The 14824-nt window shown below is 46.3% G+C and carries 10 protein-coding genes and 2 pseudogenes; 6 read left to right on the top strand and 6 right to left on the bottom strand.

The features are described 5' to 3' along the window. The first annotated feature begins 285 nt into the window (after window positions 1-285). Entirely contained in the window at window positions 286-699 is a 414-nt protein-coding gene (locus UA76_RS20515; protein ID WP_047049738.1) for a c-type cytochrome, read from the top strand. A gap of 94 nt (window positions 700-793) precedes the next feature. Here the strand turns inward: UA76_RS20515 and rep are convergent, their stop codons facing one another. Beyond that, entirely contained in the window at window positions 794-2809 is a 2016-nt protein-coding gene (gene rep / locus UA76_RS20510) for a DNA helicase Rep (protein ID WP_047049737.1), read from the bottom strand. A 242-nt stretch (window positions 2810-3051) separates the two neighbouring features. Between rep and UA76_RS20505 the strand changes: the two genes are divergently transcribed. From UA76_RS20505 to ubiK, 4 genes and pseudogenes are all read left to right on the top strand, one after another. Next, window positions 3052-3633 (top strand): TetR/AcrR family transcriptional regulator, encoded by a 582-nt coding sequence (locus tag UA76_RS20505; protein ID WP_157617701.1) that lies wholly within the window; start codon window positions 3052-3054, stop codon window positions 3631-3633. 18 nt (window positions 3634-3651) lie between these two features. After that, window positions 3652-4757 (top strand): annotated as a pseudogene (locus UA76_RS20500) (efflux RND transporter periplasmic adaptor subunit). An 11-nt stretch (window positions 4758-4768) separates the two neighbouring features. Continuing rightward, window positions 4769-7889: pseudogene (locus UA76_RS20495) on the top strand (multidrug efflux RND transporter permease subunit). Between the two features lie 169 nt (window positions 7890-8058). Beyond that, window positions 8059-8319: a ubiquinone biosynthesis accessory factor UbiK gene (ubiK, locus tag UA76_RS20490; protein WP_047049735.1), complete on the top strand. Its 261-nt coding sequence runs from the start codon at window positions 8059-8061 to the stop codon at window positions 8317-8319. Between the two features lie 304 nt (window positions 8320-8623). Here ubiK and ilvC read toward each other — a convergent pair whose 3' ends face one another. Then, complete coding sequence (ilvC, locus tag UA76_RS20485) at window positions 8624-10108, bottom strand: ketol-acid reductoisomerase (protein ID WP_047049734.1); 1485 nt, start codon at window positions 10106-10108, stop codon at window positions 8624-8626. Window positions 10109-10250: 142 nt separating this feature from the next. Here ilvC and ilvY point away from each other — a divergent pair, with 142 nt between their 5' ends. Beyond that, the gene (gene ilvY, locus UA76_RS20480) at window positions 10251-11141 is read left to right on the top strand and encodes an HTH-type transcriptional activator IlvY (RefSeq protein WP_047049733.1); all 891 of its coding nucleotides are present in this window, start codon (window positions 10251-10253) and stop codon (window positions 11139-11141) included. A gap of 96 nt (window positions 11142-11237) precedes the next feature. Here ilvY and hemN read toward each other — a convergent pair whose 3' ends face one another. The 4 genes from hemN to UA76_RS20460 form a co-directional block, all read right to left on the bottom strand. Next, the gene (gene hemN, locus UA76_RS20475) at window positions 11238-12626 is read right to left on the bottom strand and encodes an oxygen-independent coproporphyrinogen III oxidase (protein ID WP_047049732.1); all 1389 of its coding nucleotides are present in this window, start codon (window positions 12624-12626) and stop codon (window positions 11238-11240) included. 169 nt (window positions 12627-12795) lie between these two features. Further along, on the bottom strand, window positions 12796-13284 hold the full coding sequence (locus UA76_RS20470) for a DUF2489 domain-containing protein (protein ID WP_047049731.1): 489 nt from the start codon (window positions 13282-13284) through the stop codon (window positions 12796-12798). A gap of 21 nt (window positions 13285-13305) precedes the next feature. After that, window positions 13306-13875, bottom strand: coding sequence for a Der GTPase-activating protein YihI (yihI, locus tag UA76_RS20465; protein ID WP_047049730.1), 570 nt, complete (start codon window positions 13873-13875; stop codon window positions 13306-13308). After that, window positions 13872-14513, bottom strand: a complete 642-nt coding sequence (locus tag UA76_RS20460; protein ID WP_047049729.1) for a class I SAM-dependent methyltransferase — start codon at window positions 14511-14513, stop codon at window positions 13872-13874. Before UA76_RS20460 ends, yihI begins: the two co-directional genes overlap by 4 nt. Window positions 14514-14824: the final 311 nt, after the last annotated feature.

Below are 14824 nucleotides of genomic sequence, written 5' to 3'. Positions count from 1 at the left end.
CCCTATCGGCGGATGGGAATAATACGTATATCACACTATGGCGTCTAGTACTTTTTCAACTTTTTTTACTGTTTGGTGCCTTTTTCAACGATTAAAGTGTGACAAAGACCTATTTCACGAGTGATAACTCCCCAACCTCCGCTAACTTGCTGTTTATTGCAACAAGTTATCAGGATATAATCACCCATTATTTACATTGATTTAACAGCGATAAGCTAAAATCAATTCGACACTCTAATAATTAGGTAAGCACGTACTTACCTTCAGGAACGTAAAGTGAGTTTAATGGATATGTCTCGAAAAGTAATAACCGCTTTGGTCGCAGCCGTGACTTTTTCAGCCGCCTCTTTTGCCGCCAATGTTAGCCAAGAAGAATATGACGCGATCGCTGAGCGTATTAAGCCTGTTGGTGATGTTTACCTAGTGGGTGCTGAGCCTGTCGCTGCTGAGCCTTCTGGCCCGCGCGATGGTGCAACTGTTTATGGTATGTTTTGTACCGCTTGTCACGGTGCCGGTGTTGCTGGTGCACCTAAGACAGGTGATGCAGGCGCTTGGGCTCCACGTATTGCTCAAGGTCGCGACATTCTAAATGATCACGCAATCAATGGCTTCAATGCGATGCCAGCACGTGGTTCATGTATGGATTGTTCAGATGACGAAGTTATCGCAGCCATCGACCATATGATTAAAGATCTATAAGCTTTATATACTCTTATACAAAAGGCTTGCTCGTGAGGAGCAAGCCTTTTTAGTTTTGAGAACAAATCTTTGGTCTAAAATCTGCGTTGTAACGCTACTTCTTAAACATCGCCCGTATATTAGCAATATGGGCTTGGCCTTTTTCCATACGCTCTTCTGCCGATACCGCTTTCTTCTTCTGTTCCCACTCCACATCATCAAACGGGAGCTCATCCAAGAAGCGGCTTTGTGTTGGCTTAATCAACTCGCCAAACTGGCGGCGCTCTTTACACATAGTAAAGGTCAACTCTTTCTGTGCTCGAGTAATGCCTACATACATTAGGCGGCGCTCTTCTTCGACGTTGTCTTCATCGATACTGGTTTGGTGCGGCAAGATGCCCTCTTCACTTCCCATTAAATACACATATGGGAATTCCAAACCTTTCGATGCATGAAGCGTCATCAGTTGCACCGCATCCGCTTCATCTTCTTCCTCTCCACGTTCCATCATGTCGCGCAGTGTCAGACGTTGAACGACCTCTTTTAATGTCTTCTCTTCTTTATCGTAGTTATCGCCTTCCAAATCGGCCACGATCCATGAATAAAGATCCGACACGTTTTTCATGCGCATTTCGGCCGCTTTCGGGCTTGAAGAGGTTTCGTATAGCCAATCTTCGTAATTGATATCGCGAACGAGCGAGCGAACTGCTTCAACAGTATTGCCACGCTCTGCGTTATCGCCTATTTGCACGATCCACTGGGTAAAGCGACGCAGATTTTCTAAACCTCGACCCGATAAGTGCTGCTCTAACCCCATCTCAAAACTGGCATCAAACAAACTTTTGCCACGCATGTTGGCGTAGCTGCCCAATTTTTCAAGCGTCACTGGGCCAATCTCTCGACGCGGCGTATTCACAATACGCAAGAAAGCATTATCGTCATCTGGGTTCACCAGCACGCGCAGGTACGCCATAATGTCTTTTATTTCCGCGCGAGCAAAGAAGGAAGTACCACCCGAGAGCTTATAAGGCACTCGGTTTTGCATCAGATACTTTTCAATTAAGCGTGACTGATGGTTACCACGATAAAGCACCGCGTAGTCTCGATATTCGGTGCGATTTAGGAACTTATGCGCAATAAGCTCACCGGTAATACGCTCCGCCTCGTGCTCTTCATTTTTGGCCATCAACACTTTGAGTTTTTCCCCGTCTGGAATTTCTGAGAACAGCGATTTCTCATAAACGTGCGGGTTATTAGCAATCAAGATGTTAGCAGCGCGAAGAATACGACTGGTTGAGCGATAGTTCTGCTCGAGCTTAATCAAACGAAGATTAGGGTAATCCTCACCAAGTAGCACCAAGTTCTGCGGTTTTGCACCACGCCAAGAATAGATAGACTGGTCATCATCGCCTACTACTGTTAAGCGGCCACGTTCACCGACAATTAGCTTCACCAGTTCATACTGACTGGTGTTGGTGTCTTGATATTCGTCCACCAGCAAGTAGCGAATACGGTTTTGCCAGCGAGTACGCACCTCTTCATTGGTTCGTAGCAACAGTACTGGCAACGAGATCAGATCATCAAAATCCAGCGCGTTGTAAGCCTTCATCTGCTTGAGGTACATCTCATAGCAAAAAGCGAAGAGTTGCTGCTGTTCACCTTGAGCACGCGCTTTGGCTTGCTCGGCGGTCAACATGCCATTCTTCCAATTAGAAATGGTACTAAGCAGTTGGCGAAGGAGGTCTTTGTCTCCATCGAGCTGCTTTTCTGTTAACTCTTTTAGCAGCGCCATTTGGTCTTGGTCATCAAATAGAGAAAAACCCGCTTTTAGACCTAAAGCTTTGTACTCGCGACGAATGATATTGAGGCCCAATGTGTGGAAGGTCGAGACCATCAAGCCTTTCGATTCCGCTTTACCCAATGTTTGACCGACACGCTCTTTCATTTCGCGCGCGGCCTTATTGGTAAAGGTTACCGCTGCGATGTTGCGAGCTTTGTAGTCACACTGCTGAACCAGATACGCAATTTTGTTGGTAATTACGCGTGTTTTACCCGAGCCTGCACCCGCCAGCACTAGGCATGGGCCAGAGACGTATTTTACCGCTTCATCTTGTCTTGGGTTTAGCTTCATGGGGATCTCAGTCTGGTCATTTCTTGGCGGCTATAATAATCCTGACCTCATCAGATTGCTATGTTTCTAAAGTAAGTTGTTTCTAAAGTAAGTCGTTTCAATAGAAGTTCATTTCAGTAGAAAGTTGCCTCTAAGCAATTATTCTCAATGTAAAGAATTCTTACGTTTCGCAAAACATTGTTGCATAGGATTCATAGTTATGGTTTATAATGAATGAACGTTCATTCATTTGTTATGCATTCATGGTAACTGATAAATCCAATGATAAGCGCACCTTAATTATAGAGGCTGCAGAAAAACTGATCGCCGAATCTGGGTTTCAAGGCCTTTCTATGCAGAAAGTCGCTAAAGAAGCCAAGGTTGCCGCAGGAACCATCTATCGTTATTTCGAAGACAAAGAACATCTTCTTGATGAGGTCCGTTTGCATGTTGTCAAACGTATTGCCAGTAGTGTGCAAGCGGGTTTACGTGATGACATGTCTTTGAAAGAACGTTACTGCACCATGTGGATGAATATTTGGACGTTGGCTTCATCTAGCTCAACAACCTTAAGTAGCCGTGTGCAATACGACTCTTTGCCGTGTGCCCACAACCCAGAAAACAGGCAGCTTGAGCGAGAGATGTTCTCTAAAATCAATGAGCTGTTTGAACAAGGCAAAGAGCAAGGCATTTTTAAGCCACTCGAAAACCCTGTGCTGGCTGGCTTAAGTTTTGAAACCAGCGTCGTGCTTGCTCGAAAACAGTCAATGGGTCTATATCAACTGGAAGGTGAGGCATTACGTGCCGCAATGGAAGCCAGTTGGGACGCCATCATAAATCACTAATTTGGAGTTCTAGTCAGAATGAAAAAGTGGACTTTCTTTATGTTACTTATCGCCGTACTTCTGTTCGGCAGCGTGATAGGTTTCAATTTATTCAAACAACAAAAAATCGCTGAATACTTGGCGAATCGCCCAGAACCTGAGTTCCCAGTGACTGCTGTTGATGTTGAAGCGGTCGATTGGGTTCCGGTGATCGAGCGATCGGTTTTATCGAACCTAACCAAGGTGTCACGATTGCCAATGAAACTAGCGGCGTGATTGAACGCATCGCATTTCAATCTGGTGCACAGGTTGAAGAAGACCAACTTCTGGTACAACTCGACTCCAATGTAGAAAAAGCCAACCTTAAGAGTGCTGAAGCTCGCCTGCCTGCTGCAGAAGCAAAGTTTAAGCGCTACCAAGGTCTTTACAAGAAAGGTTCTATCTCTAAAGAAGCATTTGACGAAGCAGAAGCAAACTTCTTCTCTCTATCGGCCGATATCGAGAGCTTGAAAGCCTCTATTGGGCGTCGTGAAATCAAAGCACCGTTCTCAGGCGTGGTCGGTATTCGCGACGTATACTTGGGCCAATACCTACAATCCGGTACTAAGATTGTTCGTTTAGAAGATACCAGCGTGATGCGCCTGCGCTTCACGGTGCCGCAAACAGACATCTCTCGCATCAAAATCAACCAATCGGTGGATATCTCCGTCGACGCGTATCCAAACCGCACTTTCAAAGGCTCAATCTCAGCCATTGAACCTGCCGTTAGCATCCAAAGTGGTTTGATCCAAGTTCAGGCAGATATTCCAAACAGCGATGGTCAGCTACGAAGCGGTATGTTCGCTCGCGCTAACATCATCCTACCAACGCTTGAAAACCAAGTAACCCTGCCACAAACCGCGATCACCTTTACGCTTTACGGTGACAACGTTTACGTGATTTCAGAAGTTGAAGGTGAAACGCGCGTTAAGCAGCAAGTGGTTAAAGTGGGCGAACGCACCGAAGAGATCGCGCACATTCTTGAAGGCGTAAACCCAGGTGACCGAATCGTGACTTCTGGCCAAGTTCGTTTAAGTAATGATGCGAAAGTTCGTGTGGTAGAGAGCGATGCAACAACGCCACCAGCTGAAACACCAATGCTGTAAGGGGATAAGTAATGCGCTTTACTGATGTTTTCATTAAACGTCCAGTTTTAGCGGTATCGATCAGCTTTTTGATTGCCCTGCTTGGTATGCAGGCCATCTTCAAAATGCAGGTTCGTGAATACCCTGAAATGACGAATACGGTTGTGACTGTCACAACCAGCTACTACGGCGCCAGTGCCGACCTAGTTCAAGGCTTTATTACCCAGCCTCTCGAACAGGCGGTTGCTCAAGCCGATAATATTGACTACATGACCTCCCAGTCGGTACTGGGTCAGTCCACCATTACGGTCAATATGAAGCTCAACACCGACCCGAACGCGGCCCTTTCGGATATTCTGGCGAAAACCAACTCGGTTCGTTCGCAGCTTCCAAAAGAGTCAGAAGATCCAACGGTAACCATGTCGACCGGTTCGACAACCGCGGTTCTGTATATCGGTTTCACCAGTGATGAGCTGTCATCTAGCCAAATTACTGACTACCTTGAACGTGTAATCAACCCACAGCTGTTTACCGTTAACGGTGTCTCTAAGGTTGACCTCTACGGTGGTATGAAATACGCCCTGCGTATTTGGTTAGACCCTGCCAAAATGGCCGCGTTGCGCTTAACGGCCGTGGATGTGATGAACATTCTTAACGCCAACAACTATCAGTCTGCGACTGGTCAGGCTGTGGGTGAGTTCGTGCTTTACAACGGCAGTGCCGATACTCAGGTATCGAACGTTGAAGAGCTTAAGAACCTGGTTATCAGCTCTGATGAGGGTGACGTTACCCGCCTAAGCGATATCGCGAAAGTGACGCTTGAGAAGAGCCACGACGTGTATCGTGCGAGTGCCAACGGCGAAGAAGCTGTTGTTGCTGCAATTAACGCGGCACCAAGTGCGAACCCAATCAACATCGCAGCGACGTGCTTGAGCTTCTACCTCAACTAGAAGCCAACCTTCCAAGTAACATCGACATGAACATCATGTACGACTCTACAATTGCGATTAACGAGTCGATCAATGAAGTAATCAAGACGATTGTGGAAGCGGCAGTGATCGTATTGGTGGTCATCACCATCTTCCTTGGTTCGTTCCGTGCGGTAATCATCCCTATCGTCACTATCCCACTCTCATTGATTGGTGTAGCGATGGTAATGCAAGCAATGGGCTTCTCTTGGAACTTGATGACGCTACTGGCAATGGTACTCGCCATCGGTCTGGTGGTGGATGATGCTATCGTTGTACTTGAGAACGTCGACCGTCACATCAAACTTGGTGAATCGCCATTCCGCGCAGCCATTATTGGTACGCGTGAAATTGCAGTACCCGTTATCTCGATGACACTGACACTAGGTGCAGTTTACGCGCCAATTGCGCTAATGAGTGGTATTACGGGCTCACTATTTAAAGAGTTCGCCTTAACCCTTGCGGGTGCGGTATTTGTATCGGGTATCGTGGCATTAACGCTATCGCCAATGATGTGTTCGAAGATGCTGAAAGCGAACGAAGCACCGAACAAGTTTGAGAAAACGGTTCATCACTTCTTAGATCGCATGACCAATCGCTACGCAGCAATGCTTAAAGCGGTAATGCAACATCGCCCTGTGATTCTAGCGTTCGCCGTGATTGTATTTGCTAGCTTACCTACCTATTCAAGTTCATCCCAAGTGAACTTGCACCTTCCGAGGATAAAGGGGTAATCATGCTAATGGGTACTGCGCCATCAAACGCAAACCTAGACTTTATGCAAAACACCATGAACGATGTAAACAATATCCTATCGGATCAGCCAGAAGTGGCCTTCGCTCAGGTGTTTACGGGTGTGCCTAACTCGAACCAAGCATTTGGTATCGCTTCTATGGTGCCTTGGAGTGAGCGTGAAGCCTCTCAAGCAGAAGTGGCAAACCGTGTGGGTAACTTAGTCTCTGATGTACCAGGTATGGCAGTAACGGCATTCCAGATGCCAGAGCTACCAGGTGCAGGTTCTGGCCTACCGATTCAGTTCGTTATTACCACACCAAATGCGTTTGAGAGCCTATTCACTATTGCTAGCGAAGTGCTAACAGAGGTGAATGCCTCACCAATGTTTGTCTACTCTGATCTTGATCTGAACTACGATTCGGCAACGATGAAAATCAAGATCGACAAAGACAAAGCGGGTGCCTACGGCGTGACCATGCAAGACATTGGTTTAACGCTAAGTACTATGATGGCAGACGGTTACGTGAACCGTATCGACCTGAATGGTCGCTCGTACGAAGTGATTCCGCAGGTAGAGCGTAAATGGCGTCTCAACCCAGAGTCGATGAACAACTACTACGTACGTGCCGCGGACGGTGCTGCAGTGCCACTAGGTAGCTTGATCACCATTGATGTTGTTGCAGAGCCACGCTCACTACCTCACTTCAACCAGCTAAACTCAGCAACCGTAGGCGCGGTACCTGCGCCAGGTTCAGCGATGGGTGATGCCATTGCTTGGTTTGAAGACATTGCTGCCGAAAAACTACCAAGTGGCTACAACCATGACTACATGGGTGAAGCTCGTCAGTACGTAACGGAAGGTAGCGCGCTGTACGCAACATTTGGTTTGGCGCTGGCGATCATCTTCTTGGTACTCGCGATTCAATTTGAATCACTTAAAGACCCGCTGGTTATCATGGTGTCTGTGCCACTGGCGATTTGTGGCGCCTTGATTGCGCTTGCATGGGGTGCAGCGACCATGAATATCTACTCTCAGGTCGGTCTGATCACTCTGGTTGGTCTTATCACCAAGCACGGTATCTTGATCTGTGAAGTCGCCAAAGAAGAGCAGCTACACAACAAACTAAACAAGATGGATGCGGTAATGGAAGCGGCGAAAGTGCGTCTTCGTCCTATCCTGATGACAACGGCAGCGATGATCGCGGGTCTTATCCCACTGATGTACGCCACCGGTGCCGGTGCTGCTCAGCGCTTTAGTATCGGTATTGTTATCGTTGCTGGTCTTGCGATTGGTACTCTGTTTACGCTATTCGTACTGCCGGTTATCTACAGCTACCTTGCTGAAAAACACAAGCCTCTGCCTGTGTTTGTCGAAGACAAGGACTTAGAGAAACTTGCGCGTGTGGATGAAGCGAAAGCGGCACATCGTGAACTCGCTGAGAACAAGTAACGTATAACGCTACATTGAACGACTCAGCAAAATAATGAGAAAAGGTCACTTCGGTGGCCTTTTTATTTGAGCATAGATTTGAGCCCGCACGGTAAGTTGTCGATTAGTAGGCGACATTATCGGCAGCTTCTCATAGAATAGCGCTAACACAATAGGAGTTTATGCCCACATGTTTGATCCAAAGAAACTAGAGCAAATTGCTAAACAAATTCACGACTCTATGCCTGCTCCTGTCAAAGAGCTAGGTGCAGATGTAGACCAGAAGGTTCGCCAAGTTATCCAAGGCCAACTGAACAAGCTAGACGTGGTAAGCCGCGAAGAGTTTGATGTACAAACTCAAGTTCTACTTCGCACGCGCCAAAAGCTAACAGAAATGGAACAGAAGCTAGCGGACCTTGAAGCCAAGTTGGTTGATAAGAAAGTTAGCTGATAAATAAAGCCAACGCTTTCGAAGCAAAGTAACACTCAAAAGCCGATGCAGTTGCATCGGCTTTTTCATACCTGTTGGATACAACGCGACACAAATAAAAAAGGCTTGGTCAACGGCGACCAAGCCTTTTCATTAATGTTGTGTTTTTTTGTATTGTTGACCCCATCTGTCTGGGGTTCTCACTAACCTATTCTTGAGGTTAGCGAATTACGCAGAATTAAGGTTTCATTTCTAGAAGAAGGCGCGGAGTTTACGATAGTAAATGAGCACCTTCGACACCGAAATGAAGCCTTAAGGCAAGTAATTAGCCGCCTACCGCGATGTTCTTCATATCTGTCATATAACCACGTAGCTCTTCACCGATGTACTCAACTGGATGGTTACGGATTGCATCGTTTACAGCGATTAGCGTTGCGTTGTCTACTTGGTTAGACGTTTCGCCTAGACCTTTACCGATAACGTCAGTTGATACTGAAGGCATGAACTTCTCACGTAGTAGCGGAGTTGCTACGTTAGCGAATAGGTAGTTACCGTATTCTGCTGTGTCTGAGATTACTACGTTCATTTCGTATAGACGCTTACGTGCAACCGTGTTTGCGATTAGTGGAAGCTCGTGTAGTGACTCGTAGTACGCTGACTCGTCGATGATGCCTGATGCTGTCATTGCTTCGAATGCTAGCTCAACACCTGCACGAACCATTGCCACTAGAAGGATACCGTTATCGAAGTACTCTTGCTCTGCAATTTCGATGTCGCCAGCTGGGTAGTTTTCGAATGCAGTTTCACCTGTCTCTTCACGCCAGCCTAGTAGGTTTGCGTCGTCGTTAGCCCAGTCTGCCATCATAGTGCTTGAGAACTCACCTGTGATGATGTCATCCATGTGCTTGTTGTATAGCGGACGCATTAGCTCTTTTAGCTCTTCTGAAAGCTCGAAAGCTTTAACTTTAGCTGGGTTAGATAGACGGTCCATCATGTGCGTGATGCCACCGAATTTCAGTGCTTCTGTGATGGTTTCCCAACCGTATTGTAGAAGTTTACCTGCGTAGCTTGGGTCGATACCTTCAGCAACCATCTTCTCGTAAGAAACGATAGAACCTGCTTGTAGCATGCCACATAGGATAGTTTGCTCACCCATTAGGTCAGATTTAACTTCCGCAACGAATGAAGACTCTAGGCAACCCGCGCGGTGACCACCTGTACCTGCAGCCCATGCTTTCGCGATATCCCAACCTTCACCTTTTGGATCGTTCTCTGGGTGAACAGCGATTAGTGTTGGAACGCCGAAGCCACGCTTGTACTCTTCACGTACTTCTGTACCTGGACACTTAGGTGCAACCATAACAACCGTTAGGTCTTTACGGATTTGCATACCTTCTTCAACAACGTTGAAGCCGTGTGAGTAACCTAGTGCTGCGCCTTCTTTCATTAACGGCATTACCGTTTCAACAACGTTAGTGTGCTGCTTGTCTGGAGTAAGGTTAATAACGAGGTCTGCTTGTGGGATTAGCTTCTCGTAGCTATCTACTTCAAAACCGTTGTCTTTTGCGTTTTTGAACGATTGACGCTGCTCGTCGATCGCTGCTTGGCGTAGAGCGTAAGCCACGTCTAGGCCTGAATCACGCATGTTTAGACCTTGGTTAAGGCCTTGAGCACCACAACCTACGATTACGACCTTCTTACCTTTTAGGTAATCCGCTTCTGTTGCGAACTCTTCGCGGTCCATAAAACGACAACGACCAAGTTGGTCTAATTGCTCACGTAGGTTTAGGGTATTGAAATAGTTAGCCATATCGGGCGCTCCTTTGAAATTGTTCCATGTAGGTCGGTCTCTTCGTACCGAATGAGTTCATACTAAAACAGACAAGTCGTTGCTTAAAGTGATATATTCACAATTAGTTATTGCAATTTATGCAACGTAAGATGATCGATTTATGAATATTAAACACCTGCAGATGTTCATTCATCTGTGTGATAGTAAGAACTTCAGTAAAACTGCTTCGGCGATGCATATTAGCCCTTCGGCACTGAGCCGGCAGATCCAAAAACTGGAGGATGAAACTGGGCAAAGTCTGTTCTTACGTGATAACCGCAGTGTGGAGCTCACACCTGCAGGTAAAAAGCTGCTTCCTGTCGCATTGCGTATCCTGTCTGAGTGGCAACAGTACAACGCCCAGATCGATGGCAATGAGCAAGAGTTGAAAGGTGAGATTCGCCTGTTCTGTTCAGTAACCGCAAGCTATAGCCACCTGCCCGACTTGCTGTCTGACTTCCGAATTCAGCACCCTTTGATTGAGTTTAAGATCTCAACTGGCGACCCTGCCCAAGCGATAGGTAAAGTGCTTGCCGACGATGTCGATATTGCCATTTCTGCCCAACCAGAGCAGCTCCCCGCTCGCATTGAGTTTGAAACCATCAGTGAAATTCCACTGTCGGTCATTGCGCCAATTGGCGTGAGTAACTTTGCCGATGAGCTGCAGAAAGACAAACCGGATTGGTCATCCATCCCTTTCATCGTACCCGAATCGGGAACGGCTCGAGAGCGCGCCAATGTGTGGTTTAAGACCATGAAGATTAAACCCACTATTTACGCCCAAGTTTCCGGTCATGAAGCAATTGTGAGTATGGTGGCGTTAGGTTGTGGCGTAGGCATTGCGCCCGACGTGGTGATCAACAACAGCCCAGTGAAAGAGAAGATTCAACGCCTCAAAGTCGCTTCAATAAAGCCGTTCAAGCTTGGGGTCTGTTGCAAGCGTTCCCAGTTGGACAACCCACTGGTCAAAGCCTTATGGGATATGGCGTGCGATACTTACATCGCGCCATAAACATATCGCATCGTAGAGAGGTTCAGATACAAAAAAAGCCACCGATTTAGGTAAAACGGTGGCTTTTCTAATTTGTCGCTTTGGTACTAAGAAAATCTATATAACGCGAGAGAACTGCTGCTGCCTCGCCTTATCACGTAGATACTTATCGAAGCACATACAGATGTTACGAATCAACAGACGGCCACGTAACGTCACGCGGATCTCTTTGTCATCCACTTCCACTAAGTCATCGTTAATGAAGGTTTGTAGAAGCTCTAAATCTTCTTTGAAGTAGTGATTAAACGTCACTTTAAACTCTGACTCAATCATTGTCTTATCAAGTTTAAAGTTACAGATCAGTTGCTTAATCACTTCACGGCGAAGTAAGTCATCACTATCGAGAGCAACGCCCCGCCATAGTGCATGACGCTCTTCATTCACTTGCGCGTAGTACTTCTTCAACTCTTTCTGGTTTTGCGCGTAAGCATCGCCAATCATTGAGATAGCAGAGACACCGAAACCCACCAAGTCACATTCTCCTTGAGTGGTGTAACCTTGGAAATTACGATGAAGCACGCCTTCGCGCTGCGCCACAGCCAACTCATCATCTGGCTGTGCAAAGTGGTCCATGCCGATAAACTGGTAACCCGCGCCCGTTAGGGTTGCTATGGTGTCTTGCAAAATCGCCATCTTCTCTTGTGGCTCAGGCAGATCTTCATCTTTAATCTTACGCTGCGCGGCAAACAGCTGCGGCATGTGAGCGTAGTTAAACACAGACAAACGACCAGGCTGCATCTCTAGCACTTGAGAAAGTGTATTCGCAAATGAGTCTTTGGTTTGCTTTGGCAGGCCGTAAATCAGATCAAGGTTAGTCGAGCGGAAACCTAAGTCTTTGGCACGCTTAACCATCGCGATAATGAAATCTTCGTCTTGCTCACGGTTAACCAGCTTCTGCACTTCTTTATTGAAATCTTGAACACCGATACTTAGACGGTTAAAGCCTTCACTGCGTAGGTGATCCAGCATGTCCAATTCGATTTCACGCGGATCGACTTCGATACTGATTTCGGCATCGACTTCAAACTGAAATTCACCACGTAAAATCGCCATTAAGCGACTGATTTGGCGCTCGCTTAAAAACGTTGGTGTACCACCACCAAAATGCAGCTGCGTCACTCGACGACCTTGCAGTAGAGACGCACGTTGGCGAATTTCATGCTCAATCACATCGAGGTATTCATCCGCTTTGTGAGCATGGCGAGTGATGACTTTATTACAACCACAGTAGTAGCAAAGCTTATGACAAAATGGGATATGGACATACAGCGACAACGGACGCTCTTCATACTGCGTACACGCCATATCATAATCAGCGATGGTGAACGCTTCATGAAACTCTAGTGCAGTTGGGTAAGACGTGTAACGTGGCCCAGAATAGTTGTACTTATCTAGGATCGCCTGATCCCATACGATTTGCTCACTAGGTATGTCTGACTGCGGCATGGTGTTTTCCGTTGTGTTATCTATCTAAACGCTTTCAGGGGCTATTTTGCCACACGACAATGGCGTATTTCGGCCACCCTTGCGCTTTTTATTAACTTAACTGTATATCTGCTAAGTGGATCACTTATGAGCGCCCCAAGGTTAGGGATCATGGCAACCCATTTAGTCACTACATCATCTGAATATTAATCTGATTATTCAGTGGCTTTACTGTTTCTTGAAGACGTTTGAGCTCTTCTACGATGGCGTCATTTAAGCGAGTTTCTGCTTTATGACGCTCTAAGTTCTGCTTCATGCGATCGCGCTTTTCAAGCTTCTGACGCTCTTCACCGCGAGCCATGTCTTTAACGATGTGGTATAGCTCAGCCGTTGCTGGATAGGTTTCATCAAAGTCCACGCGCGCTTCGCCTTGAACATAATCCATGATGTTGTAAACACGGATGCTGATCTCAGACAAATCACACTGGCCTTGGATACCTGCAAGACACAAGGTATGCACATTCTCAAAGATGTTTGAGTTGCGCTTTTCAATCGCTAAAGCTTGATGACGCAGTTGCAATTCCTTTTGCTTCTTAACTTGGAGCAGAAGGTAACCTGCGTATGTAGCAAGCCCAAGGATGATAAGGACACCCAATACTGCCAATACGGTTACATTCATTGTCTAGTTACTCTTTACCCTTTATTCTTTAAATTCGTTCAGATCTAAGCCTTCAAACTGAGAAAGCAGCTCATCGTCAGACGCTGGCGCTTTGGCTTTCTTTGCTTTTGGCGCAGACTCTTCGAATACTTCTTCTTCGATCTCTTCTGGCTCTTCTTCGTACAAACCTAGCTGTTTCATTAGAACTTCAATGCGATCTAACTTCTCGTCTACGTATTTTTGTAGACCGGCACCTAGGTTTTCGCCGTTATCTAGACGATCCAACAGAACATTCAGTTGCGCATCGTTTTCAAGCATCTCAAGCTCTTTCTCTGCTGAGATTCGACGCTCTTGCTTAGTTGGCTTCTTCTTCGCTTCAACAATAAGAGGAATTTTCTTCTTGCTGCCTAAACGTGGATCGCGTTTCTGCTGCTCTTGGCGAAGCTTCTTCTCCGTCGCTTCTGAATTACGGTTACCGGTTTTAAGACCTTTGCGCTTTTTCAAACGCTTACGAAGGCGACCTTCTACATCCGATTCTGTACGATTACGCGTAACGACGACTTCGTCTTGTCTTAACGCACTTGGTTTTCTTGATTTCTTACTACGACTCATTTCTGGAGCTTCCTCAGCAAAATTACATCATTGCCTACAAATTCTAGTTGGAGCTTATCCCGCTCTGCCAAATATTCGAACGTTTGACGGCTAAAAAAGACAACGTGAGTAACGTCATTTTTATAATGCCAAGTTGCAAACGCTTCTTTATCGATGACCATCTTAGTCATCAGACCAATCCAGCCACCTGGCTTAACTAAATTTAACCATTGCTGCCACACTTCATCAGGATGATAGAGATGCTCTATCACTTCTGTGGCAGTGACAAAATCGTACTGACACTCTAGCACCGAACGATTCGGATGATAGTAGATGTCGTACAGTTTCATGTTGTGCCCCTGCTCTTCTAACATCAAAGAGAGTGTTGGACCTGGGCCACAACCAAAATCTAACCCGTTGGATTGAGGTTCAACTCTCTGCAGTATTGGGTCGGCAATTCGAGATAAAAATCTACGATACCCTTGGTCACTGGGATCATTTTCGTGCAGATCATAGTGAGCCTTCTCAGCTTCTGCATCTAGCCGTTGCTTAGGATCCACGAATACTAACTGACACTCGCTGCACTGCAGATAGTTGCGTCGCTTATCGCTGTGATAATGGTGCGTATCTAGATTGTGACATAAAGGACAGTTTTGCATGCTTTGAACCTCAAACAGGGATGCGCAACATACCAGAAACTGCTTAGGGAGTGGAGCGAAATTGTGTAATTTATCACCATATTTGAAAAAAAAGTGCCTCGCGCTTTGCTTCACTGGTCAAATCATGCAAAGCCACACCAAATCTACCCTCAGCCAAACTGCAGATATAAAAAAAGCGATGAGTCATCTCATCGCTTTCCAAATGCCATCAAGTGGCGAAACTGTGTTGCACTCAAAGCAGTGCATCAATATTCCATTTGTTTTTAGAGCTTTCCCTGCCAAGTGTTGTTTTTCACCATCCTGATGAATTT

The sequence above is a fragment of the Vibrio mexicanus genome (assembly GCF_001012815.1).
Taxonomy (GTDB): domain Bacteria; phylum Pseudomonadota; class Gammaproteobacteria; order Enterobacterales; family Vibrionaceae; genus Vibrio; species Vibrio mexicanus.
Note: the sequence above shows the minus strand (reverse complement) of the source record. Positions and strands in the feature narration are given on the sequence as shown.

Coding starts and splice junctions, on each gene's coding strand:
- ubiK (WP_047049735.1), top strand. CDS start 8,059: ATGTTTGATCCAAAGAAACTAGAGCAAATTGCTAAACAAATTCACGAC.
- rep (WP_047049737.1), bottom strand. CDS start 2,809: ATGAAGCTAAACCCAAGACAAGATGAAGCGGTAAAATACGTCTCTGGC.
- UA76_RS20515 (WP_047049738.1), top strand. CDS start 286: ATGGATATGTCTCGAAAAGTAATAACCGCTTTGGTCGCAGCCGTGACT.
- UA76_RS20460 (WP_047049729.1), bottom strand. CDS start 14,513: ATGCAAAACTGTCCTTTATGTCACAATCTAGATACGCACCATTATCAC.
- yihI (WP_047049730.1), bottom strand. CDS start 13,875: ATGAGTCGTAGTAAGAAATCAAGAAAACCAAGTGCGTTAAGACAAGAC.
- UA76_RS20505 (WP_157617701.1), top strand. CDS start 3,052: ATGGTAACTGATAAATCCAATGATAAGCGCACCTTAATTATAGAGGCT.
- ilvY (WP_047049733.1), top strand. CDS start 10,251: ATGAATATTAAACACCTGCAGATGTTCATTCATCTGTGTGATAGTAAG.
- UA76_RS20470 (WP_047049731.1), bottom strand. CDS start 13,284: ATGAATGTAACCGTATTGGCAGTATTGGGTGTCCTTATCATCCTTGGG.
- hemN (WP_047049732.1), bottom strand. CDS start 12,626: ATGCCGCAGTCAGACATACCTAGTGAGCAAATCGTATGGGATCAGGCG.
- ilvC (WP_047049734.1), bottom strand. CDS start 10,108: ATGGCTAACTATTTCAATACCCTAAACCTACGTGAGCAATTAGACCAA.